At 59.5% G+C, this 24,481-nt stretch carries 20 protein-coding genes and 1 tRNA gene; 14 read left to right on the top strand and 7 right to left on the bottom strand.

Features of this window, described 5'->3' with window-relative positions; genetic code table 11:
* Nucleotides 1-42: 42 nt before the first annotated feature.
* On the bottom strand, nucleotides 43-2,061 hold the full coding sequence (locus tag QVF59_RS04800; protein ID WP_159874873.1) for a UvrD-helicase domain-containing protein: 2,019 nt from the start codon (nucleotides 2,059-2,061) through the stop codon (nucleotides 43-45).
* A gap of 159 nt (nucleotides 2,062-2,220) precedes the next feature.
* On the opposite strand from QVF59_RS04800, the gene QVF59_RS04795 reads away from it, so the two are divergent.
* Nucleotides 2,221-3,042 (top strand): symmetrical bis(5'-nucleosyl)-tetraphosphatase, encoded by an 822-nt coding sequence (locus QVF59_RS04795; RefSeq protein WP_159874874.1) that lies wholly within the window; start codon nucleotides 2,221-2,223, stop codon nucleotides 3,040-3,042.
* On the opposite strand, the gene QVF59_RS04790 is transcribed toward QVF59_RS04795, so the two are convergent.
* Complete coding sequence (locus QVF59_RS04790; protein ID WP_159874875.1) at nucleotides 2,969-3,799, bottom strand: lysophospholipid acyltransferase family protein; 831 nt, start codon at nucleotides 3,797-3,799, stop codon at nucleotides 2,969-2,971. The genes QVF59_RS04795 and QVF59_RS04790 overlap by 74 nt on opposite strands.
* 42 nt (nucleotides 3,800-3,841) lie before the next feature.
* Entirely contained in the window at nucleotides 3,842-4,657 is an 816-nt protein-coding gene (gene mutM / locus QVF59_RS04785; RefSeq protein ID WP_287877690.1) for a bifunctional DNA-formamidopyrimidine glycosylase/DNA-(apurinic or apyrimidinic site) lyase, read from the bottom strand.
* Nucleotides 4,658-4,744: 87 nt separating this feature from the next.
* On the opposite strand from mutM, the gene QVF59_RS04780 reads away from it, so the two are divergent.
* From QVF59_RS04780 to ychF, 8 genes are all read left to right on the top strand, one after another.
* Nucleotides 4,745-6,499, top strand: coding sequence for a tetratricopeptide repeat protein (locus QVF59_RS04780; RefSeq protein WP_287877688.1), 1,755 nt, complete (start codon nucleotides 4,745-4,747; stop codon nucleotides 6,497-6,499).
* A complete protein-coding gene (lolB, locus tag QVF59_RS04775) occupies nucleotides 6,496-7,047 on the top strand; it encodes a lipoprotein insertase outer membrane protein LolB (protein ID WP_159874878.1) in 552 nt (183 codons plus the stop codon). Before QVF59_RS04780 ends, lolB begins: the two co-directional genes overlap by 4 nt.
* A gap of 42 nt (nucleotides 7,048-7,089) precedes the next feature.
* On the top strand, nucleotides 7,090-7,941 hold the full coding sequence (gene ispE / locus QVF59_RS04770) for a 4-(cytidine 5'-diphospho)-2-C-methyl-D-erythritol kinase (protein WP_159874879.1): 852 nt from the start codon (nucleotides 7,090-7,092) through the stop codon (nucleotides 7,939-7,941).
* 8 nt (nucleotides 7,942-7,949) lie between these two features.
* Nucleotides 7,950-8,024, top strand: a tRNA-Gln gene (locus QVF59_RS04765).
* An 88-nt stretch (nucleotides 8,025-8,112) separates the two neighbouring features.
* Entirely contained in the window at nucleotides 8,113-9,096 is a 984-nt protein-coding gene (locus QVF59_RS04760; RefSeq protein ID WP_045846690.1) for a ribose-phosphate pyrophosphokinase, read from the top strand.
* Nucleotides 9,097-9,156: 60 nt separating this feature from the next.
* Nucleotides 9,157-9,717 (top strand): 50S ribosomal protein L25/general stress protein Ctc, encoded by a 561-nt coding sequence (locus QVF59_RS04755; RefSeq protein WP_159874880.1) that lies wholly within the window; start codon nucleotides 9,157-9,159, stop codon nucleotides 9,715-9,717.
* Nucleotides 9,718-9,805: 88 nt separating this feature from the next.
* Nucleotides 9,806-10,390 carry an aminoacyl-tRNA hydrolase gene (pth, locus tag QVF59_RS04750; protein ID WP_197715605.1) on the top strand — a complete coding sequence of 195 codons (585 nt, stop codon included), beginning with the start codon at nucleotides 9,806-9,808 and terminating at the stop codon, nucleotides 10,388-10,390.
* Between the two features lie 58 nt (nucleotides 10,391-10,448).
* A complete protein-coding gene (ychF, locus tag QVF59_RS04745; RefSeq protein WP_159874881.1) occupies nucleotides 10,449-11,540 on the top strand; it encodes a redox-regulated ATPase YchF in 1,092 nt (363 codons plus the stop codon).
* A gap of 72 nt (nucleotides 11,541-11,612) precedes the next feature.
* Here ychF and QVF59_RS04740 read toward each other — a convergent pair whose 3' ends face one another.
* A complete protein-coding gene (locus QVF59_RS04740; protein ID WP_287877683.1) occupies nucleotides 11,613-13,280 on the bottom strand; it encodes a DUF945 family protein in 1,668 nt (555 codons plus the stop codon).
* 204 nt (nucleotides 13,281-13,484) lie between these two features.
* Here QVF59_RS04740 and QVF59_RS04735 point away from each other — a divergent pair, with 204 nt between their 5' ends.
* The 3 genes from QVF59_RS04735 to QVF59_RS04725 all read left to right on the top strand — a co-directional run bounded on the left by QVF59_RS04735 (nucleotide 13,485) and on the right by QVF59_RS04725 (nucleotide 15,930).
* The gene (locus QVF59_RS04735) at nucleotides 13,485-14,261 is read left to right on the top strand and encodes a sulfite exporter TauE/SafE family protein (RefSeq protein ID WP_287877682.1); all 777 of its coding nucleotides are present in this window, start codon (nucleotides 13,485-13,487) and stop codon (nucleotides 14,259-14,261) included.
* Nucleotides 14,262-14,374: 113 nt separating this feature from the next.
* On the top strand, nucleotides 14,375-15,157 hold the full coding sequence (locus QVF59_RS04730) for a transporter substrate-binding domain-containing protein (protein WP_287877681.1): 783 nt from the start codon (nucleotides 14,375-14,377) through the stop codon (nucleotides 15,155-15,157).
* 113 nt (nucleotides 15,158-15,270) lie between these two features.
* Nucleotides 15,271-15,930 (top strand): amino acid ABC transporter permease, encoded by a 660-nt coding sequence (locus QVF59_RS04725; RefSeq protein WP_287877680.1) that lies wholly within the window; start codon nucleotides 15,271-15,273, stop codon nucleotides 15,928-15,930.
* Between the two features lie 63 nt (nucleotides 15,931-15,993).
* On the opposite strand, the gene QVF59_RS04720 is transcribed toward QVF59_RS04725, so the two are convergent.
* Nucleotides 15,994-17,748, bottom strand: a complete 1,755-nt coding sequence (locus QVF59_RS04720) for an AMP-dependent synthetase/ligase (RefSeq protein WP_287877678.1) — start codon at nucleotides 17,746-17,748, stop codon at nucleotides 15,994-15,996.
* Between the two features lie 221 nt (nucleotides 17,749-17,969).
* Here QVF59_RS04720 and QVF59_RS04715 point away from each other — a divergent pair, with 221 nt between their 5' ends.
* Both QVF59_RS04715 and QVF59_RS04710 read left to right on the top strand, forming a co-directional pair.
* Nucleotides 17,970-19,115 carry a trans-sulfuration enzyme family protein gene (locus QVF59_RS04715; protein ID WP_287877676.1) on the top strand — a complete coding sequence of 382 codons (1,146 nt, stop codon included), beginning with the start codon at nucleotides 17,970-17,972 and terminating at the stop codon, nucleotides 19,113-19,115.
* Between the two features lie 102 nt (nucleotides 19,116-19,217).
* Nucleotides 19,218-19,997 carry a ferredoxin--NADP reductase gene (locus QVF59_RS04710; protein WP_159874888.1) on the top strand — a complete coding sequence of 260 codons (780 nt, stop codon included), beginning with the start codon at nucleotides 19,218-19,220 and terminating at the stop codon, nucleotides 19,995-19,997.
* A 60-nt stretch (nucleotides 19,998-20,057) separates the two neighbouring features.
* Here QVF59_RS04710 and QVF59_RS04705 read toward each other — a convergent pair whose 3' ends face one another.
* Together QVF59_RS04705 and QVF59_RS04700 are read right to left on the bottom strand one after the other, a co-directional pair.
* On the bottom strand, nucleotides 20,058-22,313 hold the full coding sequence (locus QVF59_RS04705) for an arginine/lysine/ornithine decarboxylase (protein ID WP_159874889.1): 2,256 nt from the start codon (nucleotides 22,311-22,313) through the stop codon (nucleotides 20,058-20,060).
* Nucleotides 22,314-22,811: 498 nt separating this feature from the next.
* Nucleotides 22,812-24,326: a phospholipase D-like domain-containing protein gene (locus QVF59_RS04700; RefSeq protein ID WP_287877674.1), complete on the bottom strand. Its 1,515-nt coding sequence runs from the start codon at nucleotides 24,324-24,326 to the stop codon at nucleotides 22,812-22,814.
* Nucleotides 24,327-24,481: the final 155 nt, after the last annotated feature.

The raw sequence follows: 24,481 nt of genomic DNA, 5'->3' as shown, positions 1-24,481 counted from the left end.
AGCGCGTTTTTTTATTGCCGCACGCGGTGTCGCGTGAGCGGTTTAATCTTCGGAGGGCTTGGTGGTTTTTTCTGCCAGCATGGCCGTCAGGCTGGCCAGCCGCGATTTGCCCTCGCTCTTGCTGACCACCGGTTCTGCGCCCGGTCGACCGAAGTGGCGCAGATCACTGCCGTCTATTTCTGCGATGAAGCGTGACGGTTCGACAAACTGCCATTCTCCGGCGCGGCGGCGTTTTACGCAGTAGCTCAGCGTGAGCATGCGCTGGGCGCGGGTGATGCCCACATACATCAGCCGTCTTTCCTCTTCCACCATACCGTTATCTACCGATTCGCTGTGCGGCAGAATGCCTTCCTCGGTGCCCACCAGGAAAACATAGGGGTATTCCAGGCCCTTGGATGCGTGCAGGGTGGACATTTTCACCGCATCCACTTCGCCTTCGTCGCGGCCTTCCAGCATGGTGATCAGGGCGATGGTTTGCGACAGCTCGATCAGGTTCTTGCCATCGGCCTCGCCCTTCTTGGCCAGCCAGGCCACCAGCTCCAGCACATTCTTCCACTTGGTTTCGGCAATGCGCGGGCTGTCCTCGCTGTCATACAGCCAGGCTTCGTAGCCAATGGCCTTGACCAGCTCCATCGCCAGTTCGCCGGCAGCTTCGCGGATGACGCGATATTGCAGGCGGTTGATGAACTCGCAGAACTGGCTGAGCGGTTCCAGTTGGGCAGTTTGCACCTGCACCCGGAAGCCGGGCTCGACGGCGCTGGCAAACAGGCTTTTGCCGCATTGTCCGGCCCAGCCGCCCAGTTTTTCCAGCGTCCCGGCCCCCACGCCGCGCTTGGGCGTGGTGACGGCGCGGATAAAGGCCGGGTCGTCATCCGGATTGGTCAGCAGCCGCAGGTAGGCCAGCACGTCCTTGATTTCCGGCTTGTCGAAGAAGCTTTGTCCGCCAGCCATCTGGTAGGGGATGCGCTGGTTGCGTAGTGCCTGTTCGAAAATACGGGCCTGGTAATTGCCGCGATAGAGGATGGCGTAGTCTTTGAACTCGGTACGATATTCAAACTTGTGCGCCATCAGCCGCTGTACCACCAGCTCGGCTTCGTGCTCTTCGTCCTTGCATTGCACCACATGGATGGGCTCGCCCAGGCCCAGTTCACTCCATAGCTGTTTCTCGAACAGCTTGGGATTATTGGAAATCACCGAGTTGGCCGCGCGCAGGATACGCGCGGTGGAGCGGTAGTTCTGTTCCAGCTTGATGATGCGCAGCTGCGGGTAGTCCTGTTGCAGCAGGCGCAGGTTTTCCATATTGGCCCCGCGCCAGGCGTAGATGGACTGGTCGTCATCCCCCACCGCAGTGAATTGTCCGCGTACGCCGGCCAGCAGCTTCACCAACTGGTACTGGCAGGTGTTGGTGTCCTGGTATTCATCGATCAGCAGGTAATGCAGCTTGCCCTGCCACTTGAGCAGCACTTCCGGGTGGGTTTTGAACAGCTGTACCGGCAGGCGGATCAGGTCGTCAAAATCCACCGCCTGATACGCCGTCAGCGTGTCCTGATAGGCCAGATAGGTGCGGGCGCAGATGCTTTCCCATTCGCCTTCTGCCTCCACCAGCATCTGGTCCGGGCCTTTCAGGTCGTTTTTCCATAGCGAAATCTGGCTTTGCACCTTGCGCACTTCGTCCTTGTGCGTGCTTTTCAGGATGTCGGCGATGATCTTGCCGGCATCAAACGCGTCCAGGATGGAAAACTGGGGCTTATAGCCCAGGTGTGTGGCTTCCTGGCGCAGGATCTGCATGCCCAGCGAGTGAAAGGTGGAAACGGTAATGCCGCGGATTTCCTGTGCCGTGAGCAACTTGCCCACTCGTTCCAGCATTTCGCGGGCAGCCTTGTTGGTAAAGGTAATGGCTGCGATATGGCGTGCCGGGATATTGCCGTGGCGGATCAGATGGGTGATCTTGAAGGTAATGACGCGGGTTTTGCCGGAGCCGGCTCCCGCCAGCACCAGCAGTGGGCCGTCAAGGTGATGGATTGCTTCGCGTTGCGGTGGGTTGAGCTGTGGTGCGGACATGGATGGAGTTCCGGCGGTGAGGCTGGGCCGTCGCGGTGCGCAGGGCTGATCCGGGCGGCGTAGCATCGTGGTAACCAAGGCCGTGCATTGTAGCATGCGGTATCATGAGACTATCCGCGGCCGGACGAAACATGGCCTGCCGCATTGTCAGAGGTGAAGATGGCAACATACGCAATCGGCGATATCCAGGGCTGTTTCGGCCCATTCCAGCAACTGCTGCACATGATCGATTTCAATCCCGGCAAAGACACCTTGTGGCTGACTGGCGACCTGGTCAATCGCGGACCAGAATCCTTGCAGGTGTTGCGCTGGGTGTTTCAGCAGCAGGACCGGGTACAGATTGTGCTGGGTAATCACGACCTGCACCTGCTGGCGGTGTCGGAAGGTTTTGGCAAGCTGCATCGCAGTGACACCGTAGATGACATTCTCAATGCGGCGGATGGCAAGGTGTTGCTGGACTGGCTGCGCTGTCAGCCCTTGATGATTGCCGAGCACGGTCATGCCATGGTGCATGCCGGACTGCTGCCAGAGTGGAGCATCGACCGGGCTCTGCGCCTGGCGGAAGAGGTGGAGAATGGCTTGTCCGGCCCCTACTACCGCGAATTCCTGTCACGGCTGTATGGCAACAAGCCGGTCAGATGGTCTGATGAACTCAAGGGCGCTGAGCGGCTGCGCGTCATCGTCAATGCCATGACCCGCATGCGCTTCATCACGCGGGACGGAGAGATCGATCTGGCCTACAAGGGCGAGCGCGATGGTGCGCCAGCCAACCTGATTCCCTGGTTCGAGGCCAAGGGCCGGCGCAGCAGCCATACCCCCATTATCTGTGGCCATTGGTCGGCGCTGGGCCTGTACCTGACTGAAGATATTCTGGCCATCGACAGCGGCTGCCTGTGGGGTGGGAGTCTTACTGCACTTCGGCTGGAGGACAGGCAGGCATTTTCTCTGCCGTGTCCGGCGTATCGGGAAGTGGCAGCCTGAGGCCCAGACACACTTCACGGAATGCACGTTCCGACAGGGCGAAGCGGGAAGTCAACTCGCCTTCGCCCGCTTTCAGCGGCTGGCCGTAGGTCAGCGCCACTTCCATCGCTGGCTGTGCCAGGATCAGCTTGATGCTCTGCCAGAAAGTGGTGTCGCCGGCATAGGCCGGTGCCGTGGTCAGGCTGCCGTCCGGCAACTGATAGCGCATGGAAACGGGCTGTACCGTGCTGCGTGAGGGCAGGGCGGCTTCAAACAGCGATGCCTTGAAGGGCAGGATGCCACTGCCATCCGAGGTGGTGGCTTCCGGAAAGACTGCCATGCAGCTGCCCTTGCCCAAGGCATCGGCCAGCAGCTGATTCACCCGACTGGCATCGCGGCGATTGCTGCGGTCTATGAACAAGGTACCGCCGGCATTCACCACCCAGCCTATCAGCGGCCAGGAGCGAATCTCCCGTTTGGCAACAAAGCGCGACACCGTGCAGCTACTGAGTACGAATATATCCAGCCAGGAAACATGGTTGGCCACCAGCAGGGTATTGGGCGGATAGAAGCCGGGATTCACGCCCTCCACCCGCACCGTGATGCCGAGAATCTTCAGCAGATGACCGGACCAGCGGCGCGTTACCACGGCACGCTCGGCCTGGGCCAGATGCGGATAGCGGGTGGCAACGATAAAAATGCCCAGGGCAATGTGGCTGACCAGGCGCAGCAAGCGGCTGGCGCGGGTAAGAAAAGACGTAGTGGCAGATGACTTCAAGATACGCGGCGCTTCATGTGCGGGTTTGAATGATTTGCCACTCTAGCATGGCTGGCATAGTGGACAATAGTAGGAACTTCGCTGTCCCTGTCGTATCTGTCGTATCGGGCTGCTGCAGATGCGACAGGCTTCCTCTTGCCGATCATAAACATAGTAGTCCTGCTGGAAGTAGCCAGACTTGCCATCCGTATTGACAAAGTCGCGTAGCGTGCTGCCGCCGGCTTCGATGGCTAGTCCCAGAACCCGCCTGATTTCCGCTGCCAAGCGCCGACAGTCGGCCAGGCTCAGGTCGCGGGCGGCGCGGGTCGGATTGATACCGGCATGGAATAAGGATTCATTGGCGTAGATATTGCCCACGCCCACCACCACATGATTGTCCATGATGGCCAGCTTGATGGCCGATCCGCGCTTGGCAATGGCGGCATGCAGGATGTCGCCATCGAAACCATCGGAAAGCGGCTCCGGTCCAAGGTCTTTCAGTAGCGGGTGAAATTCCAGCGGGCCCACATGCCACAGCATGGCGCCGAAGCGGCGCGGGTCACGATAGCGCAGCACGTGGCTACCCAGCTTCAGGTCAATGTGATCATGTTTTTGCACCGGGGTGTCGGCAGGTACGTAACGCAGGCTGCCGGACATCCCCAGGTGGATCAGCAGGGTTCCGCTATCAAAATGAACCAGCAGGTACTTGGCACGGCGCGTGACTGCGCGTACTGTCAGACCGGCAAGGATGGCGTCCAGTTGTGGGGGGACTGGCCAGCGCAAGCGGCCTTCGCGCACAATTGCACCTTGCAGGGTGGCTCCATCCAGATAAGGCGCAACACCGCGACGGGTTGTTTCCACTTCGGGCAGTTCGGGCATGCTGCTTTCGCTTTCAGGACAAGATTGACTAGATCAAATAACCGAGCGTGCTATTCTACGCGTTCAACCGGCACAGACTCCATGCGAATGAAACCGCTGAATCGATCCCTTTCCCTGTTGCTGGTGCTGCTGTTGTCAGCCTGCACCAGCATGAAGACCCCCTTGCTTGCCAAGCAGCCGGCCACCAGTACCGAGCAAGCTGCTGATGATGAAACCGCTGCCGCAGCCGAGGATAATCCCAATCTGCCCCGACTGGAGCTGACGCCGCAAATCGTCTATGGCGTACTGGCCAGCGAAATTGCCGCCCAGCGTGGTGCTGCTGGTTCATCTGCCGCAACCTATCTGGACCTTGCCCGCCAGACCAGAGACCCACGGCTGGCGCAGCGCGCTGCCGAATTCGCCCTGTTCACCGGCCAGCTCAAGGATGCTGCCGATGCGCTGGCGCTATGGATGGAGCTGGATCCCAGCTCGCAGATCCCGCGCGAACAGCTGTTCATCACCATGCTGCGTTCGGGCAAACTGGCGGAAAGCCAGCCCTTGGTGGAGGACCTGCTCAAGCGCGAGCCGCAACGTGCACCAGACATCTTTGTGCAGCTGGCCCGCCTGACTGCGCGTCAGAACGACAAGCAGGCGGCCTATGCGCTGGTCAATCGCCTGGCCAGTCAGTATCCGGATTTGCCGGAAGCCCGTTTTGCCGTGATCGCGGTGGCCGCCGAAGTGAATGACGATGCCTCCATCCAGCGCGAATTCGACCGGCTGGCGCAAATCGCCCCCAAGTGGGATTTGCCCGTTGCCTGGCAGACCGACCGTCTGCGTCGTATCCGCCTAGGGCAAGCAATTGACTTCCTGCAGCAGGAGCTGGCACGTCGACCGGATGCCGGGCTGGAGCTGCGCATGGCCTATCCGCGCTTGCTGGTGGGGGCCAAACGCTTCCCGGAAGCACGTACGGCCTTTGAAGCGCTGCTGCGGCAGAATCCGGATAACGCAGAACTGCTTTATGCATCCGGTCTGCTGGCCTACCAGCTGCGCGACCTGGCTGCTGCCGATCAGCGCCTGACCGCTGCCTTGCAGCAGAAACATCCGGAAACCGACTTCATCCGCTTCACACTGGGACAAGTGGCGGAAGATCGCCAGGACAAGACCCAGGCGCGACAATGGTATGAAAGCGTGGGGGCCGGACAGCAGTTTTTGCAGGCCCAGGCGCGGCTGGCGGCGCTGGATGCCGAAGCAGGCCGGCTAGACCAGGCCTTGCAACGCCTGGCCCCGCTGGGGCAGGGCGAGCAGGAAAAAGTGCAGTTGGCCATGCAACAGGCCGAGCTGGCGCGCCATGCCAAGCGCTATGACCTTTCCTTCCGTATTCTGAGTCAGGCGCTGGAAAACTGGCCGCGCTCGCCCGAGCTGCTGTACGACCGTGCGCTGGTGTCGGATCAGCTGGGTAATCTGGGTGATGCCGAACGCGATCTGAAAACCCTGCTCAAGGAAAAACCGGATGACCCGCAGGCACTAAACGCCTTGGGCTATACCCTGGCTAATCGCAGCAATCGGCATCAGGAAGCGCTGGCTTATATCGAAAAGGCACTGAAAGCCGATCCGGATAATCCGATGATTCTGGACAGCATGGGCTGGGTACTGTTCAAGCTGGGGCGCAACGAGGCTGCACTCAAATACCTGGAGCGCTCTTATTCCGCCATGCAGGACAGCGAGGTAGCCGCTCATCTGGGTGAAGTGATGTGGAAGCTGGGTCGCAAACAGGATGCACTCAGTCTGTGGCGTCAGGCACTGGCCAAAGACCCGGACAATGAAACACTGCAGGATGCGCTCAAGCGCTTTCATCTGCCATGAAGCAGGGTATTGCCATCGCATGGCTGGCCAGCAGCCTGTTGCTGGCCGGCTGTGCCAGCGAAACCGTGTTTCGGCCATCTGCTGCGAGTAGTGCGGCCAGACAGGACCAGCCGTTCAATGTCAGTGGCCGCATTTCGGTCAATATGGACGGCAAGGGCTCGGTTGGCCAGTTTGAGTGGATGCACCGGCTGAATGACGACCTGCTGTCGGTCAACAGTCCGCTGGGTACTACAGTGGCGCGCCTGCAACGGGATGCTGCTGGTGTCAGCCTGCAGGCCGATGGCAAAACCTGGCAGGCGGATGATGTTGAATCCCTGACGCAGGATGTGCTGGGCTGGACGCTGCCGCTGGGCAACCTGGTGTGGTGGATACGCGGCCTGCCGGCACCTGATGCGCCTTATCAGTTTGCCGAGGACGGCAGTCTGACCCAGCAAGGCTGGACCATCCGCTTCGTCAGCGATGCCGATACGCCCTCTCCCTATCCCAAGCGGGTGGACATGCAGCGCGACAGGCTTACCTTGCGCCTGCTGCCGCAAAACTGGCATTAAACCCCCGCTGTTCTCCAGATACTTATCCGGATTCATTGCTGCATGACTTCACATTTCCATTCCTATCCTGCCCCGGCCAAGCTCAATCTGCTACTGCACATCGTGGGCAAGCGTGCCGATGGCTACCATCTGCTGGAAACCGTGTTCCGCTTTATCAACTACAGCGATACGGTAGAACTGGCCGTGCGTGACGATGGCCAGATCGTATTGCTCAACCCGATAGAGGGCGTTGAACCCGAGCGGGATCTCACCGTTCGCGCTGCGCGCTTGCTGCAACAGCGCAGTGCTTGCACGCAGGGTGTCAGCATTCGCCTGAGCAAACGTATCCCGATGGGGGGCGGATTGGGCGGTGGCAGTTCGGATGCCGCCACGGTTTTGTTGGCACTGAATCATTTGTGGCAGACAAATTATTCGCGCGAACAATTGATGGAAATGGGTTTGCAACTGGGAGCAGACGTTCCGGTGTTTATTTTTGGCAAAAATGCGCTGGCCACCGGAATCGGTGAAAAACTCAATGAAATCAATTTGCAACCGGCGTGGTATGTTGTAATTCACCCCGGTGTTCATGTACCAACTGCAGAAATATTTAAGAAATTTGCAGGAAGGGTGTTGACAGAGGAAGGTCGCATCAGCATAATGCGAATCCTCGAAACAACGCAGCAACGACGAAACGCGCTGCAGCAGGTTGTTTCAGAGCTGTACCCGGCGGTGAATGAAGTACTGAGCGAGTTGAAAAAATATGGTTCGCCGCTGATGACTGGTTCCGGAGCATGTGTGTTCCTTGAGTGCCAGTCAAAGGAAGAAGCCGATAAAGTTTATCAGGCAATGTCCGTAAAGTATAAGGGATTTGTTGCGGAAGGGCTGAATAGCCACCCCTTGTTGGACATTGTTTAAAAGTTTATTGGGGAGTCGCCAAGTGGTAAGGCACCGGATTTTGATTCCGGCATTCGTAGGTTCGATCCCTACCTCCCCAGCCAAGACTTTCTCTCAATAGAGAGAGCATGAAAAAAGCGTGTAAGAATCCCTTACACGCTTTTTCTTTATCCTGCTAAGGCAAATGGAATCATGGCGTCATACGACAGTTTGATGGTATTTACCGGGACCGCTAACCCGGAACTCGCTCAAAACGTGGTCAAGCATCTGGATATCTCCTTGGGCCGTGCCGATGTCGGCAAGTTCAGCGATGGCGAAGTCGCCGTTGAACTGCTGGAGAATGTCCGCGGTCGCGACGTTTTCATCCTGCAGTCCACCTGTGCCCCCACCAATGACAACCTGATGGAAATCCTGACCATGGCCGACGCGCTCAAGCGTGCTTCCGCCGGCCGGATTACCGCAGCCATTCCGTATTTTGGCTACGCCCGTCAGGACCGTCGTCCGCGTTCTGCCCGTGTGCCGATCTCCGCCAAGCTGGTAGCCAATATGCTGACCAGCGCCGGTATCGATCGTGTATTGACCGTCGATCTGCATGCCGACCAGATTCAGGGCTTCTTTGATATCCCGGTGGATAACGTTTATGCCACCCCGGTACTGCTCAAGGACATCCGTTCCCAGCGCATTGACGATCTGATCGTGGTGAGCCCCGATGTTGGCGGTGTGGTACGTGCCCGCGCCATGGCCAAGGCACTGAACACTGATCTGGCCATCATCGACAAGCGTCGTCCCAAGGCCAATGTGGCCGAGGTGATGAACATCATCGGTGATGTATCCGGTCGTACCTGTCTGATCGTGGATGACATGATCGACACCGCCAATACCCTGTGCAAGGCCGCTTCTGCGCTGAAAGAGCGCGGTGCCCAGCGCGTGCTGGCTTATGCTACCCATGCGATTTTCTCCGGTCAGGCCGTGGATCGCATCAAGAATTCCGACATCGACATGGTCGTTGTCACCGACACCATTCCGTTGACTGCTCAGGCCCTGGCCTGCCCGAACATCCGGGTTGCCAGCATTGCCGGCCTGCTGGCCGAAACGCTGCGCCGCATCAACAACGAGGAATCGGTGTCCTACCTCTTCAATGAGGAACTGGTTTCGTCGGGCGCTTGCCTGCCGTAACATCAGGCCCGCTGGTCGCGGCGGGGCTGGTGCCTTCAACTTGAAATACTGGAGCTTTACATGTCTTATGAACTGATCGCCGCCAAGCGCGAAGAGATGGGTACTGGTGCGAGCCGCCGCCTGCGTCACGCTGGCAAACTGCCGGCCGTGGTATACGGCAATGGCGCTGCTGAGTCCATCGTTCTGGACCACAACACCATTTTTTACGCACTGAAGGAAGAGGCTTTCCACTCTGCGATCCTGGATCTGGTTATCGACGGCCAGAAGCAAGCAGTTATCCTGCGTGACTTCCAGAACCACCCGTACAAACAGCAAGTGATGCACATTGATTTCCAACGTGTTGACCTGAGCCAAAAAGTACACGTGAAGATTCAATTGCACTTCGTTAACGCCGACCAATCGGACGCCGTTAAGCTGCAAGGTGCCAAGATCAGCCACATCATCAATGAAGTGGAAGTTCGCGCTCTGCCGGGCGACCTGCCGAAGTTCATCGACGTTGACCTGTCCGCCATCAAGGTAGGTGAAGCTGTACACCTGTCCGACCTGAAACTGCCGGCCGGCGTTGAAATCGCTGCCCTGGTACGTGGCGAAGACGCAGCCATTGCTCTGGCCAACGCCTAAGCATTAGTGCTTGTTTGACAAGGGCTCGTTGTCAGGCTTTAGCCTGCAGCGAGCTTTTTTATTGCAAGCTCATTTACTGGAAGTGTCGATCATGTCCTCCATTCGCATGATTGTTGGCCTGGGCAATCCCGGGCCAGAGTATGAAAAGACCCGTCATAATGCCGGTTTCTGGCTGCTGGACGAGCTGTGCTGGAAATACAAGGGCAACTGGCGTACCGAAGGCAAGTTCCATGGCGATATCGCCCGGGTGGCGATTGAAGGCCAGGATATCTGGCTGCTCAAGCCGATGACCTTCATGAACCTGTCTGGTCAGGCGGTGCTGGCGCTGGCGCATTTTTACAAGATTCTGCCGGATGAAATCCTGGTGGTGCATGACGAGCTCGACCTGCCACCCGGAACCGCCCGCCTCAAGCAAGGCGGTGGTCACGGCGGCCATAACGGTCTGAAAGACATTGCGGCGCGCTTGAGTTCGCCCGCTTTCTGGCGTTTGCGCCTGGGTATCGGTCACCCGGGAGATCGTAATGAAGTGGCGAATTTTGTGCTGAAAAAGCCGCGTGCCGAAGAACAAAGCGCCATTGACGATGCCGTGCTCAAGGCGCAGACCTACCTGCCGCTGGCCATTGCCGGCAACATGGCGATGGCCATGAAAGAGCTGCATACTGCAGCCAAGTGATTGCACAGGCCGGCAATGCCGGCCTGCAAGATTGTGAACCTTATCAAGGAATGCTGACATGAGTCTGAAGTGCGGTATTGTTGGCCTGCCCAATGTTGGCAAGTCCACCCTGTTCAATGCGCTGACCAAGGCCGGTATCGAGGCCGCCAACTATCCCTTCTGCACCATCGAGCCCAATGTTGGCATCGTGGAAGTGCCGGACCCGCGTCTGGCCGAACTGGCCAAGATCATCAACCCGCAAAAAATCCAGCCGGCCATCGTTGAATTCGTCGACATTGCCGGCCTGGTGGCCGGTGCCTCCAAGGGCGAAGGCCTGGGTAACCAGTTTCTGGCCAACATTCGCGAAACCGACGCCATCGTCAATGTGGTGCGCTGCTTTGACGACGACAACATCGTGCACGTGGCCGGCAAGGTAGACCCGATTGCCGACATCGAAACCATTGGCACCGAACTGGCGCTGGCCGACCTCTCCTCGGTCGAAAAAGCCATGCAGCGCGAAGGCAAGAAAGCCAAGTCCGGTGACAAGGACGCCCGCGCACTGATCGCCGTGCTGGAAAAGCTGGTGCCGCATCTGGACCAGGGCCAGCCGGTGCGCTCGCTGGATCTGTCCGATGAAGAAAAAGCCATCCTCAAGCCCTTGTGCCTGCTCACCATCAAGCCGGCCATGTATGTGGCCAATGTGGCGGAAGACGGCTTCAAGAACAATGCCTACCTGGACAAGCTGCAGGCACTGGGCGAGCGCGAAGGCGCACCGGTTGTTGCCCTGTGCGCTGCTATCGAGAGTGAAATCGCCGATCTGGAGGATGCGGACAAGGCTGAGTTCCTGGCCGAAATGGGCCTGGAAGAGCCGGGCCTGGACCGCCTGATCCGTGCCGGCTACACGCTGCTGGGCCTGCAAACCTACTTCACCGCCGGGGTGAAGGAAGTACGCGCCTGGACCATCCATGTGGGTGACACCGCACCGCAGGCTGCCGGTGTGATCCACACCGACTTCGAACGCGGCTTCATCCGTGCGCAAACCATTGCCTACAACGACTTCATCACCCTGGGTGGCGAAGCCAAGGCCAAGGAAGCCGGCAAGATGCGCTCGGAAGGTAAGGAGTATGTGGTACAGGATGGCGATGTGATGAACTTCCTGTTCAACGTCTGATCCGCCATACCCGCTGCCCAATGAAAAACGCCCCCGGATGTAAAGTCCGAGGGCGTTTTGCTTGGCTGGCGTCTAACGGCCGCGGTTGGCGCAGCGGATGATGGCCAGCTCGCTGTGCTGGCGCAGGCAGTAGCGCAGGTCAAGCTGGGGGCCGGGCAGGCGCATGTGGCCTTGGCCTGTTTTGGCTTCCGGTGACGATGCCGGTGCCGCCGTGGCAGCAGGGGCAGCAGGGGCAACAGCAGGGGCTGGTGCTGTGCTGGCAGGAGGCATGCTTGCGGCCGGGCTTGTTGCCTTGCTGGCCGGTGCAGGTGCTGTGCTGGCCTGCTGCTCGGCCGCTGTCGGCATGGCGGGCGCTGCCTCAGGCGCTGGTGCACTTGGCGCGGGCCTGCTGTTCATCCCCGACATGAAACCCGGCAGGTTCAGTGGCTGGCCATTGGCTTTTACCCCGTTGCGATCGATCAGCAGGCTGCTGCTGATGACCTTGCCATCGTTCTTGATCAGCCCCTGCGTTTGCCATTGGGTCAGCATCATTTCGGCTTGTGCCTTGGCCTGCGTAGAGGGGGCCAGCGTGTCCAGCAAGGTGCGATCGACGGCCAGGCTGGCTTTCAGCGTGCTGCGCTGCTGGGCTTGCGCGGCCAGCCAGGGCAGGGTGATGTCGGCAGCCTTGACGCCGCTGCCATCAAAGCCGATGGAGAAACTACCCTGGATAGTGCCCTTGGGCATGTGCATGGACAGGCGTTGCAGATTGAAGGACGGGGATTGTGCCAGGAAGGCCCCCATGTGCTTGTAGACCAGGGCCATGGATGCCTGTTGCATGGCGGCCGGATTGTTGCGCAGGTCGGCACGGCTGGCCAGTGCCACGGTGTCGGCCTGCCAGGCAATCAACGCCTGCTTGTTGAGGTTGTTGTAGCTGAAGTCGAGGTCGATATTGTCCTGCTCCTGTGCGGGCAGGCCGGGAGGCGATAGCTTGAGGCTGTCCAGATGCGTTTGGTAGCTGATGTCGAAATTGCCACCCTTGTCATCCAGCTTGATATCCATGCGGCCAGCGCCCAGCTGGGCCAACGGCGTGGCACCTACCTGCAGGCTGGCGCCGCCCAGCTGCTGCTTCATTTGCGAGGCCCAGGCGGCATCGGGCTTATTGAAGGCGCTCAACTGGCCATTGAGCTTAAGATCGTTCAGCCGCAGCATCAGGCCATTGCTGCCGCTGCTGGCCGCCTGGAAGCTAAAGTTGGGCAGCGTGAGGTCGTAGCTGACTGCCTCTCCCTCCTTGGTGTGCGTCTTGCCGTCAATGCTGAAGGTAAAGGTGCCGGCTACCGTGTTAACGATGACGTCGTGGCCGGAAATATGGCTGTCATTGCTGCCATCGGTATTGCGTATGCTGTAGAGCGCCAGTGGCAGCGGAACGCCGGGCTTGCCTTGTTCGTCCAGTGGTGTGAAGGTGATGTCGGTGCGCGACCAGCGCATGAAGGGGAGCGGCAACTGCTTGATCTTGTAATCCAGCTGCAGTAGCTGTACCTGGCTCCCGATGGGGAGCTTTAGTTGCACCCTGGCAGTGGAGGTGAACCAGCCGCGGTCGAATTGCTGCAGGCTGAGCATGGAGCCGCCAGCCTTGTCTGCCATGGTGGCAAAGTCGCTGCGCATTTTTTCTTCGTAGCGCATGCCGACAATGCCGGGGGCGATACCACACCATCCCACCACCGCCAGGCCCAGTAGTGCCGCGCTTATCTTGATTGCCTTCATTGCTTCTCCCTGTGGCGCTAAATGACATACGCCTATTGCTGACATGCTGCCAGACTAGCAGGGGAAACAGGGCTGCACCAGCCCGCTTTTGCGCTGCAGGCAAGCGATGGCTGGGGAAAACCCGGGTGTCTTTCTGTGGCATTCCGGGCAAAATGGAGCGCTTGTTCCAGCCTGCCCCCCAGCCGACCCATCATGGAGCCGTTTATGTTTCATTTTTCGCAGCCTTTACCGCTGCCCTTGCTGGCACTCATCGCGGCCGCCGGCCTATACGCCGGCATCCAGAATGCACTGGCCGGAGGAGGCTCCTTCATTACCTTTCCCGCCTTGCTGCTGGCCGGGCTCAACCCGCTGGCCGCCAATATGAGCAGCACCATTGCGCTGTTTCCCAGCCAGATCACCTCGGCGCTGGCTGGGCGCAAGCTGGTGGGCGGCGTGGGGCCGGTGCCGTTTCGTCATCTGTTTGCCGTCAGCCTGATCGGCGGTGTGCTGGGGGCCTTGCTGCTGCTCTCCACCCCGGTCAGCATCTTTACCCGGCTGGTGCCGTGGCTGGTGCTGTTTGCCACCAGCGTGTTTGCCTGGGGCAGTTTCCGCCGCAAGCCGGTGGTGGACCCGGACGCGCCGCCGCGGCATTTGCCCACCCCGCTATTGCTGCTGATTCAGGGCGCGATTGCGGTGTATGGCGGTTATTTTGGTGGTGGCATCGGTTTTCTGATGCTGGCGGCGCTCACCATTGCCGGTCAGCAGGTACGTATGGCCACGGCCACCAAGAACGCATTGGCCATGACCATGAATGCGTCAGCGGTGGCGATTTTTGCTTTTTCCCCCCTGATTAACTGGGCTGCCGTACTGGCACTGGGTGCCGGCGGCATTGCCGGTGGCGTGGTGGGTGGCTGGCTGATGCACCGTCTGCCTGAGCGCCATTTGCGTGGCTTTGTGGTGGTGGTGGGAACCGCACTGACGATATGGCTGTTTATCCGCTGAGGCTGGAGTATGCTGGCGCATCGTGCTGCGATGTCAGCCGCTGCTGGCACAGCAATGCCTGTATTCCCGTGGTGGAATGTCTTTGTTTTCAAAATAACGATGGATGATCTGCGATGAAAAAAATCCTGCTCGCCTCTCTGATGGCCGCTTTTGCCGGCCATGCCCTTGCCGCTGACCTGCTGGATACCGTCAAGCAGCGCGGTACGCTGAAAATTGCCGTGGAAGGTACTTATCCGCCCTTTACCTTCAAGGATGCCAATCAAAAGCTCACCGGCTTTGATGTGGAAGTGGCCACCGAAGTGGCCAAGCGCCTGAAGGTGAAGCCGGAATTCACCACCGGCGAGTGGAGCGGTCTGCTGGCTGGCCTGCAGGCAGGCAAGTTTGATGTGGTGGTCAACCAGGTGGGCATTACCGACAAGCGCAAGGAAACCTTCGACTTTTCTCAGCCTTATACCTTCTCCAGCGCCCAACTGATTGTGCGCAAGAACGAAAGCCGCGTGTTCAAGTCGCTGGACGACCTGAAAGGCAAGAAGGTGGGCGTGGGTCAGGGCAGCAACTATGCCGACATGGTCAAGGCGGTAAACGGTATCGAGGTGAAGGTGTACCCGTCTGCTCCGGAGAACCTGCAAGACCTGGCCTCCGGCCGGATTGACGCGGCACTGAACGACAGCCTGCTGATTCCGTTTGCCATCAAGCAAGCCAAGCTGCCCTTGAAGGCCGGTCATCCGGTGGGCGATGTCACCACCATGGGCATTCCGTTTGCCAAGAACAACCCCAAGTTCAAGCAGGCGGTGGACAAGGCGCTTAATGACATGAAGGCGGATGGCAGCTTCAAGAAGATTTCGGTCAAGTGGTTCGGTATCGACGTGTCCAAGGCACCGACCGCCGCCAAGTAAGCGGCTCTGGCCCTTTGCGGCCATCGTGTTTTATCTTCAGTGCCATTAGAATGCACTGATTGCTGCGCCCCTGCCGGTCAGGGGCGCAGGTGTTTCAGAATGGGGAAGAAAACATGGAGTGGGCCGATCTGATTAGCGCAGCCTTGCCAGTCATGCTGAAGGGTGCGCTATATACGCTGATGTTTGCCGTGGTGGCCATGGTGCTGGGCTTGCTGCTGGGCTTTGTGGTGGCCCTGCTGCGGGTTGGCAAGGTGCCGGTGCTGTCGCAGCTGGTGGCCTTTTACGTCAGTGCCATGCGCGGTACGCCCTTGCTGGTGCAGATTTTTGTCATCTACTACGGCTTGCCCGGTATCGGCATCGAACTGGACCCGGTACCAGCCGGCATCATTGCCCTGACGCTGAATGTGGCGGCCTATCTGTCGGAAAGCCTGCGCGGCGGTATTGCCGGGGTGGATCGCGGCCAGTGGGATGCCGGGCTGTCGCTGGGCTTCAGCTGGTGGCAGACCATGCGCTATATCGTGGCACCGCAGGCGCTGCGGCTATCGGTGCCCAGCCTGTCCAATTCGCTGATCAGCCTGATCAAGGACACCTCGCTGGTGTCGGTCATTACCGTCACCGAGCTGATGCTGGCCACCAAGGAAGTGATTGCCCAGACCTTCCAGCCGCTGCCGCTCTATCTGGGTGCTGCGGCCTTGTACTGGATAATGAGTGCCAGCTTCGAGCGCCTGCAAAAGCGGGTGGAGCGCAAGCTGGAGATGGCGCATCAACGCTGAATCACCTGCTGGCCAATAAAAATCCCCGCTCATCGGCGGGGATTTTCATGACTAGCCTGTCACTCAGGCGTGGCGGTACATGCTTTCTATCAATGCTTGGCAGCGCTGACTGATCACCTTGCGCCGCAGCTTGAGCGTGGGGGCCAGTTCGCCGGCGTCCACGCACCAGGGCTTGTCCAGCAGGGCGAATTTCTTGATGTGTTCCCAACTGCCAAAGTGGCGGTTGAAGCGTTTGATCTCGCGTTCTATCAGCTCGACGATGCGTGGGTGCAGCCGCATCTCGCTATGGCTGGTATAGGCGATGCCCTGCTCTTGGCACCATTCCTGCAGCCGCTCGTAAAGCGGCACAATCAGCGCGGCAGCGAATTTCTGACCATCGCCCACCACCATGATCTGGTCGATATAGGCCGATTCCTTCAGCTTGTTTTCCAGTAGCTGCGGCGCGATGTACTTGCCATTGCTGGTCTTGAACATTTCCTTCTTGCGGTCGGTAATGCGCAGATAGCCCTGTTCCAGCACGCCGATGTCCCCGGTATGCAGCCAGCCCTGTTGCAGGGTTTCGGCTGTGAGTTCCGGCTCCTTGTAATAGCCCACCATCACATTGGGTCCACGCACCAGGATTTCGCCGTCTTCAGCCAGTTTCAGCTCTACACCGGGTAGGGCAATGCCGACACTACCAATCTGTACTGCATCGGCCTGGAAGGGATTGGCAGTAATCACCGGTGCAGTTTCACTCATGCCATAGCCTTCGGCCACGGCAATGCCACTGGCCCACAGCAGGCGCGCCAGACGCGGCTGCAGGGCGGCAGACCCCACATTCACCCAGCGTAACTCGCCACCCATGGCAGCGCGCCATTTGCGGTACACCAGACGGTCGGCAATCGCATGCTGGATAGCGGCCAAGCCGCGTGGTGGCTGCCGCGGCTCATAGGCTTCTGCCCGTGCCATGGCCCACAGGTACAGCCGACGTTGCCAGCCACTCAGGGTTTTAGCCCTGGCCAGCAGCTTTTCGTGGACTTTTTCCAGTACGCGCGGCACCGCGCTGAAAGTATGCGGGCGGACTTCGGCCAGGCTGCCGGACAGCGCCTCGACGCTGGAAAAATACACGCCGCTGCCGGTCAGCAGGTAATACAGCACGCCGGCGCGCTCGAAAATGTGCGACAGCGGTAAAAAGCTCAGCGCCCGGCACTGGCCAGCAGGCAGCCGGGTATGCTCTGCCGTGGCAATCACGGTGCTGACCACATTGCGATGCGACAGCATCACCCCCTTGGCCCGGCCAGTGGTGCCGGAGGTGTAGATGATGGTGAAGATGTCGTCCGCCTGTATGCTGTTACGCAGCAAGGCCAGTTGGCGCAGGCTGCCGCTGCGGCCGGCATCGCGCAGCACGGTCCAGGCGGGCAGGGTGTCCAGCGGGTTGAGCGCGTAGCAGGGACAAGGGCGGCCATCCAGTGCCTGCTCCAGTTTGCGTTGCAATGCACTGCTGCCAACAAAAGCCAGCTTGACCTCGGCATGGGCCAGGATATAGCGTGCATCTTCCAGGGTGCAGGTAGGGTAGAGCGGCACGCTGATGGCGCCGATCTGTTGCAAGGCCAGATCGACAATCACCCAGGCGGGGCAGTTGTCGGCGGCGATGGCCACCTTGTCGCCACGTACAATGCCTTGTTGCAGCAAGCCCAGGCTAACCGCATTGACGGCCTCCATCACCTCGGTGCTGCTCAGGGATTGCCACTGGCCACCCGTTTTGGCAGACAGGCAGTCCGTCCGAGGCAAGGTTTCCAGCTGGTGAAAGAGGATGTCAAAAGCGCGTTCTAGCTTCATTCGTACAGTTGTTTGATTCAGAAACGGCGCAAATTAGCCCCATTCCCTTTTGATGTAAAGAAAATTGCGGCTGAATTTTGGGAATGATCAATAAATTGCCGGCAAAATACCGGTTTTTGTATTGATCATGCGTTTATTAATGCCATCGGAATGGCCGGCAGCGCGACGGAATACCGCCGCTACCTTGCTTGACCGTGGCTTAGGGACAATCAGGAAACATCATGAAATTTGCCACCAAGACCATTCATTCCGGCTACGACAGCAGCCAGCACAGCAAGTCGGTGATGCCGCCCATCTATCAAACCTCGGTGTTTGAATTTGCCAAAGTGGGCGAGCAGCTACCTTTCTCCTATGCCCGCACCGGCACCCCCACCCGTGCTGCGCTGGAAACCTGCCTGGCCAGCCTGGAAAATGCCAGGCACGGCCTGGCTTTTGCCAGCGGCATGGCCGCCATTGATGCGGTACTGCGTGCCACGCTGAAGCCGGGTGACGAAGTGATTGCAGTGGCCGACCTGTACGGTGGTGCCTACCGCCTGCTGACCAAAATCATGGAGCCGGCTGGTATCACCGTCACCTTTGCCGATCTGACCGATGCCGCCAATCTGAGCGCAGCCATCAGTGATCGCACCAAGCTGGTATGGCTGGAATCTCCCACCAATCCGTTGCTCAACCTAGTGGACATCACCGCCTTGTCTGCCATTGCCCACCAGCATGGTGCGGTGGTGGCGGTGGACAGCACCTTTGCCACGCCGTATCTGCAGAACCCCATCGATCTGGGCGCGGACATCGTGGTGCATTCCGCCACCAAATACCTGGGCGGCCATTCTGATGTGCTGCTGGGTCTGGTGGCGGTCAGCGACGACAAGCTGTTTGCCGACATCAAGTTCATCCAGAACTCCGCCGGCGGCGTGCCGGGGCCGCAGGATTGCTTCCTCACCCTGCGCGGCATCAAGACCCTGCACCTGCGCATGGAACGCCACTGCGACAATGCCGAGCAGGTGGCCGCCTTCCTGCGCGACCATCCCAAGGTGGAAAAAGTGTTCTTCCCCGGCTTTGCCGACCATCCGGGCCATGCCATTGCCAAGCAGCAGATGCGCCGTTTTGGCGGCATCGTCACCATCTGGCTGAAGGAAGACACCCGCGCCGAAGCCAGCCGCGTGGCCAGCAAGCTGCAGCTGTTTGCACTGGCCGAGTCGCTGGGCGGGGTGGAGTCGCTGGTCAACCACAGCTACACCATGTCGCACGGCGGCATGCCGCCGGAGCAGAAAGCCGCGCTCGGCATCCGTGAAGGTGGCCTGCGCCTGTCCATCGGCGTGGAAGATATCGAAGACATTCTGGCTGATCTGGCACAGGCGCTGGCTGATTAAGCCAGCAGCAGGCGGAAGCCCTAGGCGCAGCAAGCCGTGGCCGGCTTGCTGCTACAGTCCGGATGCGGTAAATTACTTGAGTAAATTACTAAGGTATTTTCCATGGCCGCACCCGCAGAAGAAAAATTCACCCGCCAGACCATTCTTTCCCTCACGCGCTGGAGTGAAAAACTGCTCAGCTTCCGCCTGAGCCGACCGGAATCCTGGCGCTTTGTCCCCGGCCAGTTTGCCCGGCTGGGCTTGCCGCTGGAAAACGGCGGCATGGTGTGGCGGGCCTATTCCATGACCTCGGCCAGTTGGGACGAGCATCTGGAGTTCTTCTCCATCGTGGTGCCGGACGGATTGTTTACCTCGCGCCTGGCGCGTTTGCAGGTGGGCGACACCGTCCTGCTGGACAACAAGGCCAATGGCTTTTTTACCGTGGACCGCCTGCCGGATGGCGAGGATCTGTGGCTGCTGGCCACCGGCACCGGCCTGGCGCCGTATCTGTCCATCCTGCAGCAGCCGGAAGTGTGGCAGCGCTTTGCCCGCATCGTGCTGGTGCATTGTGTACGTGATGTCAGCGAGCTGGCTTATCGTGCGGAGATTGCCGCCCTGCGCCAGCACCCGCTATGGCAGGAATGGGGCGAGCGGCTGCACTATGTGCCGGTGGTGACACGTCAGGCCGAGCCTGGCATGTTGCAACAGCGCATTCCGGCCTTGCTGGACAGTGGCGCACTGGCCGAGGCCGCCGGACTGCCGCTGACGGTGGAACGCTCGCGCTTCATGATCTGTGGCAACCCGGCCATGGTGGAGGACACGCACCGCCAGCTGATGAAAATGGGTTTTCGCCTGAGTCGGCTGAGTGCACCCGGCCATCTGGTGCTGGAGAACGGCTGGTAAGAGACAAAAAAAGCCGCAGGACAATGCCTGCGGCTTTTTGCATGAAAGGCTGCGGGGGGCTTACTTGACGCAATCCACGCAGTACACCTTGCGGCCTTCCACATCGGTGGCCACCAGACCGTGAACGTCGGTTTCGAAGCCCGGCAGTTCGCGGTTGAAGGCCTGGGCAAAGCGCAGGTAGTCAACAATGGTCTTGTTGAAACGCTCGCCCGGAATCAGCAGCGGGATGCCCGGCGGGTACGGGGTCAGCAGCACGGCGGTGACGCGTCCTTCCAGCTGGTCTACCGGCACGCGTTCAATCTCGCGGTGCGCCATCTTGGCAAAGGCATCGGCCGGGCGCATGGCCGGCTCCATCTCGGACAGATAGATCTCGGTGGTCAGGCGGGCGATGTCGTGCTTGGTGTACAGCGCGTGAATGCGCTGGCACAAGTCCTGCAGGCCCACGCGTTCGTACTGCGGGTAGCGGGCGACAAAGTCCGGCATGGCGCGCCACAGTGGCTGGTTCTTGTCGAAGTCGTCCTTGAACTGCTGCAGCAGCGAAATCAGCGTGTTCCAACGGCCCTTGGTAATGCCGATGGTGAACATGATGAAGAAGCTGTACAGGCCGGTTTTTTCCACCACCACACCGTGTTCGGTGAGGTACTTGGTGACGATGGCGGCCGGAATGCCCATTTCTTCGAAGCTGCCGTCCACGTCCAGGCCCGGGGTCAGCACAGTGGCCTTGATCGGGTCCAGCAGGTTGAAGCCTTCCTCGATGCCGGCAAAACCGTGCCAGTGCGCGCCGGGTTTCAGTTCCCAGTCCACCGGGTCGCAGATGCCGTCGTCGGACAGCTCGTCCGGGCCCCACACGCTGAACCACCAGTCGTTGCCGTATTCTTCGTCCACCTTGCGCATGGCGCGGCGGAAGTCCAGTGCCTCTACCAGCGATTCCTCCACCAGTGCCTGGCCACCCGGCTGTTCCATCATGGCGGCTGCCACGTCGCAGCTGGCAATAATGGAATATTGCGGGCTGGTGGAGGTGTGCATCAGATAGGCCTCGTTGAACCAGGCGGTATCCAGCTGACGGTTTTGCGGGTCCTGCACCAGAATCTGCGAAGCCTGGCTGATACCGGCCAGCAGCTTGTGGGTGGACTGGGTGGAGAAGATCAGGCTGTCCTTGCAACGCGGGCGGCCTTCGCCAATGGCGTGGAAATCGCCATAGAAGTCGTGGAAGCTGGCATGCGGCAGCCAGGCTTCGTCAAAGTGCAGGGTGTCCACTTCGCCATCCAGAATGCCCTTGATCTCTTCCACGTTGTACAGAATGCCATCGTAGGTGGACTGGGTGATGGTGAGGATGCGCGGCTTGAGCTTGGGGTTCTTTTCCAGCGCTTCGCGGGCAAAGGGGTTGGCCAGAATCTTCTTCTTGATGTTTTCCAGCTGGAATTCCGACTTGGGAATCGGGCCGATGATGCCGTAGTGATTGCGCGTGGGCATCAGGAATACCGGAATGGCACCGGTCATCATGATGGCGTGCAGATTGGACTTGTGGCAGTTGCGGTCCACCAGCACGATGTCGCCGGCGGCTACGCAGCTATGCCACACGATTTTGTTGGAGGTCGAGGTGCCGTTGGTGACGAAGAACAGATGGTCGGCATTGAAGATGCGTGCCGCATTGCGTTCCGAGGCGGCAATCGGGCCGGTGTGGTCCAGCAGCTGGCCCAGTTCGTCCACCGCATTGCATACGTCGGCGCGCAACATGTTTTCGCCGAAGAACTGGTGGAACATCTGGCCTACCGGGCTTTTCAGGAAGGCCACGCCACCGGAGTGGCCCGGGCAGTGCCAGGAGTAGGAGCCATCATGGGCATAGTCCACCAGCGCGCGGAAAAACGGCGGCGCCAGGCTGTCCAGATAGCTCTTGGATTCGCGGATGATATGGCGTGCCACAAACTCCGGCGTGTCTTCGTGCATGTGGATGAAACCATGCAGCTCGCGCAGGATGTCGTTGGGAATATGGCGTGCAGTACGGGTTTCGCCGTACAGGTATACCGGAATGTCCGGATTACGGCGGCGGATTTCCGCCACAAAGCTGTACAGCTGGCCCAGAGCGTTTTCCGAGGCGTCGTCGGTCTGGAATTCTTCGTCGTCGATGGACAAGATAAAACCGGCTGCCCGGCTTTGCTGCTGGGCAAAGGAGGTGAGGTCACCATAGCTGGTGTAACCAATCACGCTCATGCCTTCGGCTTCCATGGCTGCTGCCAGTTCGCGGATGCCGGAGCCGCTGGTGTTTTCCGAGCGGAAGTCCTCGTCGATGATGACGATGGGAAAGTGAAAACGCATACCTGAGTCCTTGTCAGTCAAAACTCGGACACCACAGCCGGGGATGGCCATTCAGGAAGGCAGTCCTTGCCATGGGCAAGGACAATACCGTGCACCTGTAACGCCTGTCGGCCCGCAGCTTGCTGCAGTGTCACTCGGTGCGCGTTGGGGCGCAGTCGCTGGTCCCTGCCGGATGGCAGTGGGCGGGGCTGGCCTTGAGGCGCGTAAATATTACTGGGTGCGCACGAAAACCGGGGTGCGTCCTGCAGGCTGACGTGGAGTGGCCGCAGATCCCCGGCTTCCTTAGGGAGCACGCTGGGTGGTGCGTCCTTCACGTCGGCCGGCTTGGAGAACATCCCAAGAAAGCGCGCATTGTAGACCTTTTACCGTGCTTGTGTTGCACGGCAATATCCGTGTGTGAAAATAATCTGGAGGTTTGATCAAATATCCCGCTGAAATCCTTGTCTGGCAAGGATTTCAGCGGGATAGAGCGGGCTTAAAGGATTGTTTTAAGACAGTTTAGGTTGTTGGTGGCGCTGGCGGTTTGAGATTATTTTTTGTTGCTGACGACTGTTGTTTTTTTTCATTGCGCCGGCGATACAGACCCAGTGCCTTCAATACGATGGCACCACCACTGAGCGTGAGCAGGAAAACCAGCGGGCCGGCCACCAGCCAGGGAAACAGGGCCGCCAGTACGGCGAAGATCAACAGGCTCAGTCCAATGGTGAGAAAGGCCGTGGCCTCGCTGCTGTCTATGCTGCGGGTACCACGTACCACTGCGCCCAGTGCATCGCCAATACGTGCGGCCTGGCGAGCGGCGGCACTGGCACCGCTACGTGCGGCATGACCGGCATTGGGAAAACGCAGGGAAGCCTGCTGGCGCTGGCGCGGGTGCGTCAACACCGGCGTGCGTTTATGGCCGCTGAGCACCACTTCGGTAGACTGTTCCAGATCCTGCAAGAAACGGGCTGCCAGCTTGCCGGCCACGCTTTCGTCCTCGATGGCCACATCGATTTCCCGATTGGCCAGCCAGCTGGAAATGTTCAGGTTGGTGGAGCCGATCCGTGCCCAACGGCCATCGGCCACCGCTGTCTTGGCATGAATCATCGGCCCGTTCCACTCGAACACCCGCACGCCAGCCTCCAGCAGCGGCCGGTACATGGTGCGCGACACGGTGGCAATCCAGCGGATATCACTGGAGCGCGGCACCAGCAGGCGCACATCCACACCATCGCGCGCCGCCTGTTTCAGTGCGGACAGATAGGTGCTGGTACCCATGAAATAGGCATCGGTCAGCCACAGGGTGCGGCGGGCAAAGCTGGCAATCAGCATGTCCAGCCGCATCATGTGGGCGGTGGAAGGGGTGGTGGCAATCAAGCGGGCGGCGATAGTGCCGCATTCGGTCGGTGCGGCATCTGCCAGCCAGCTAGTCTCCAACGCTTGCCCGCAACTGGCCCAACTATCGGCAAAGGCTGCCAGTGCTTCGCGTACCAGGGGGCCGCGTAGCGACAGGCCCGTGTCACGCCAGGGGGCAATGCCGGTTTCTGGTCGGCCTTCCCAGCTGGAGCTGATGCACAGGCCGGAAATGAAGGCCAGCTGCCTGTCCACCACGATAAGCTTACGATGATTGCGCCCCAGCAGGCTAAGCCCGCCGGTCAGCGTGGGGGGATTATAGGCGCGCACTTCTGCACCGGCTGCCAGAAGTGGACGGAAGAAACCCGAAAGCCAGGGCTTCCAGCAGCCCAGCCAGTCATACAGCAGGCATACCCTGACGCCGGCAGTGGCTTTTTCGATCAGTAGCTGGCGGATCTCGCGGCCAAAGCGATCATTGGCCACGATATACATCTCGATGAACACCGATTCTTCCGCCCCGGCAATGGCCTGCCGCCAGGCCGGGAAGTTATCGGTGCTGTCATACAGCAGCGCAAGCTGATTGCCGGCAATCAGCGGTGCCCCGGCCGAGCGCGAGAAGGCCTGGTCGGCCAGCTGGCGTACGAAATCCTGGCTGAGTGCTGTAGTGGTATCGCTACGCATGATGGCTTTGTGTATGTTGTCGGACAATATTCTGAAATCAGCTATTTAGGCGGTTTTGGATTAAGCCGCCGTGCACCACAATGGGTCGTAAATTTGAATATGGGTGTCACAAAACTGGAAGAAAAATGTACTTTTTTTGCGGGTTTTCCCTGATT

The sequence above is a fragment of the Aquitalea sp. genome (assembly GCF_030150775.1).
Taxonomy (GTDB): Bacteria; Pseudomonadota; Gammaproteobacteria; order Burkholderiales; family Chromobacteriaceae; genus Aquitalea; species Aquitalea denitrificans.
Note: the sequence above shows the minus strand (reverse complement) of the source record. Positions and strands in the feature narration are given on the sequence as shown.

What these genes read in the sequence shown, in the direction of transcription:
- QVF59_RS04800 (WP_159874873.1), bottom strand. Translation starts at nt 2,061, where the DNA reads ATGTCCGCACCACAGCTCAACCCACCGCAACGCGAAGCAATCCATCAC.
- QVF59_RS04795 (WP_159874874.1), top strand. Translation starts at nt 2,221, where the DNA reads ATGGCAACATACGCAATCGGCGATATCCAGGGCTGTTTCGGCCCATTC.
- mutM (WP_287877690.1), bottom strand. Translation starts at nt 4,657, where the DNA reads ATGCCCGAACTGCCCGAAGTGGAAACAACCCGTCGCGGTGTTGCGCCT.
- QVF59_RS04780 (WP_287877688.1), top strand. Translation starts at nt 4,745, where the DNA reads ATGAAACCGCTGAATCGATCCCTTTCCCTGTTGCTGGTGCTGCTGTTG.
- lolB (WP_159874878.1), top strand. Translation starts at nt 6,496, where the DNA reads ATGAAGCAGGGTATTGCCATCGCATGGCTGGCCAGCAGCCTGTTGCTG.
- ispE (WP_159874879.1), top strand. Translation starts at nt 7,090, where the DNA reads ATGACTTCACATTTCCATTCCTATCCTGCCCCGGCCAAGCTCAATCTG.
- QVF59_RS04760 (WP_045846690.1), top strand. Translation starts at nt 8,113, where the DNA reads ATGGCGTCATACGACAGTTTGATGGTATTTACCGGGACCGCTAACCCG.
- QVF59_RS04755 (WP_159874880.1), top strand. Translation starts at nt 9,157, where the DNA reads ATGTCTTATGAACTGATCGCCGCCAAGCGCGAAGAGATGGGTACTGGT.
- ychF (WP_159874881.1), top strand. Translation starts at nt 10,449, where the DNA reads ATGAGTCTGAAGTGCGGTATTGTTGGCCTGCCCAATGTTGGCAAGTCC.
- QVF59_RS04740 (WP_287877683.1), bottom strand. Translation starts at nt 13,280, where the DNA reads ATGAAGGCAATCAAGATAAGCGCGGCACTACTGGGCCTGGCGGTGGTG.
- QVF59_RS04735 (WP_287877682.1), top strand. Translation starts at nt 13,485, where the DNA reads ATGTTTCATTTTTCGCAGCCTTTACCGCTGCCCTTGCTGGCACTCATC.
- QVF59_RS04730 (WP_287877681.1), top strand. Translation starts at nt 14,375, where the DNA reads ATGAAAAAAATCCTGCTCGCCTCTCTGATGGCCGCTTTTGCCGGCCAT.
- QVF59_RS04725 (WP_287877680.1), top strand. Translation starts at nt 15,271, where the DNA reads ATGGAGTGGGCCGATCTGATTAGCGCAGCCTTGCCAGTCATGCTGAAG.
- QVF59_RS04720 (WP_287877678.1), bottom strand. Translation starts at nt 17,748, where the DNA reads ATGAAGCTAGAACGCGCTTTTGACATCCTCTTTCACCAGCTGGAAACC.
- QVF59_RS04715 (WP_287877676.1), top strand. Translation starts at nt 17,970, where the DNA reads ATGAAATTTGCCACCAAGACCATTCATTCCGGCTACGACAGCAGCCAG.
- QVF59_RS04710 (WP_159874888.1), top strand. Translation starts at nt 19,218, where the DNA reads ATGGCCGCACCCGCAGAAGAAAAATTCACCCGCCAGACCATTCTTTCC.
- QVF59_RS04705 (WP_159874889.1), bottom strand. Translation starts at nt 22,313, where the DNA reads ATGCGTTTTCACTTTCCCATCGTCATCATCGACGAGGACTTCCGCTCG.
- QVF59_RS04700 (WP_287877674.1), bottom strand. Translation starts at nt 24,326, where the DNA reads ATGCGTAGCGATACCACTACAGCACTCAGCCAGGATTTCGTACGCCAG.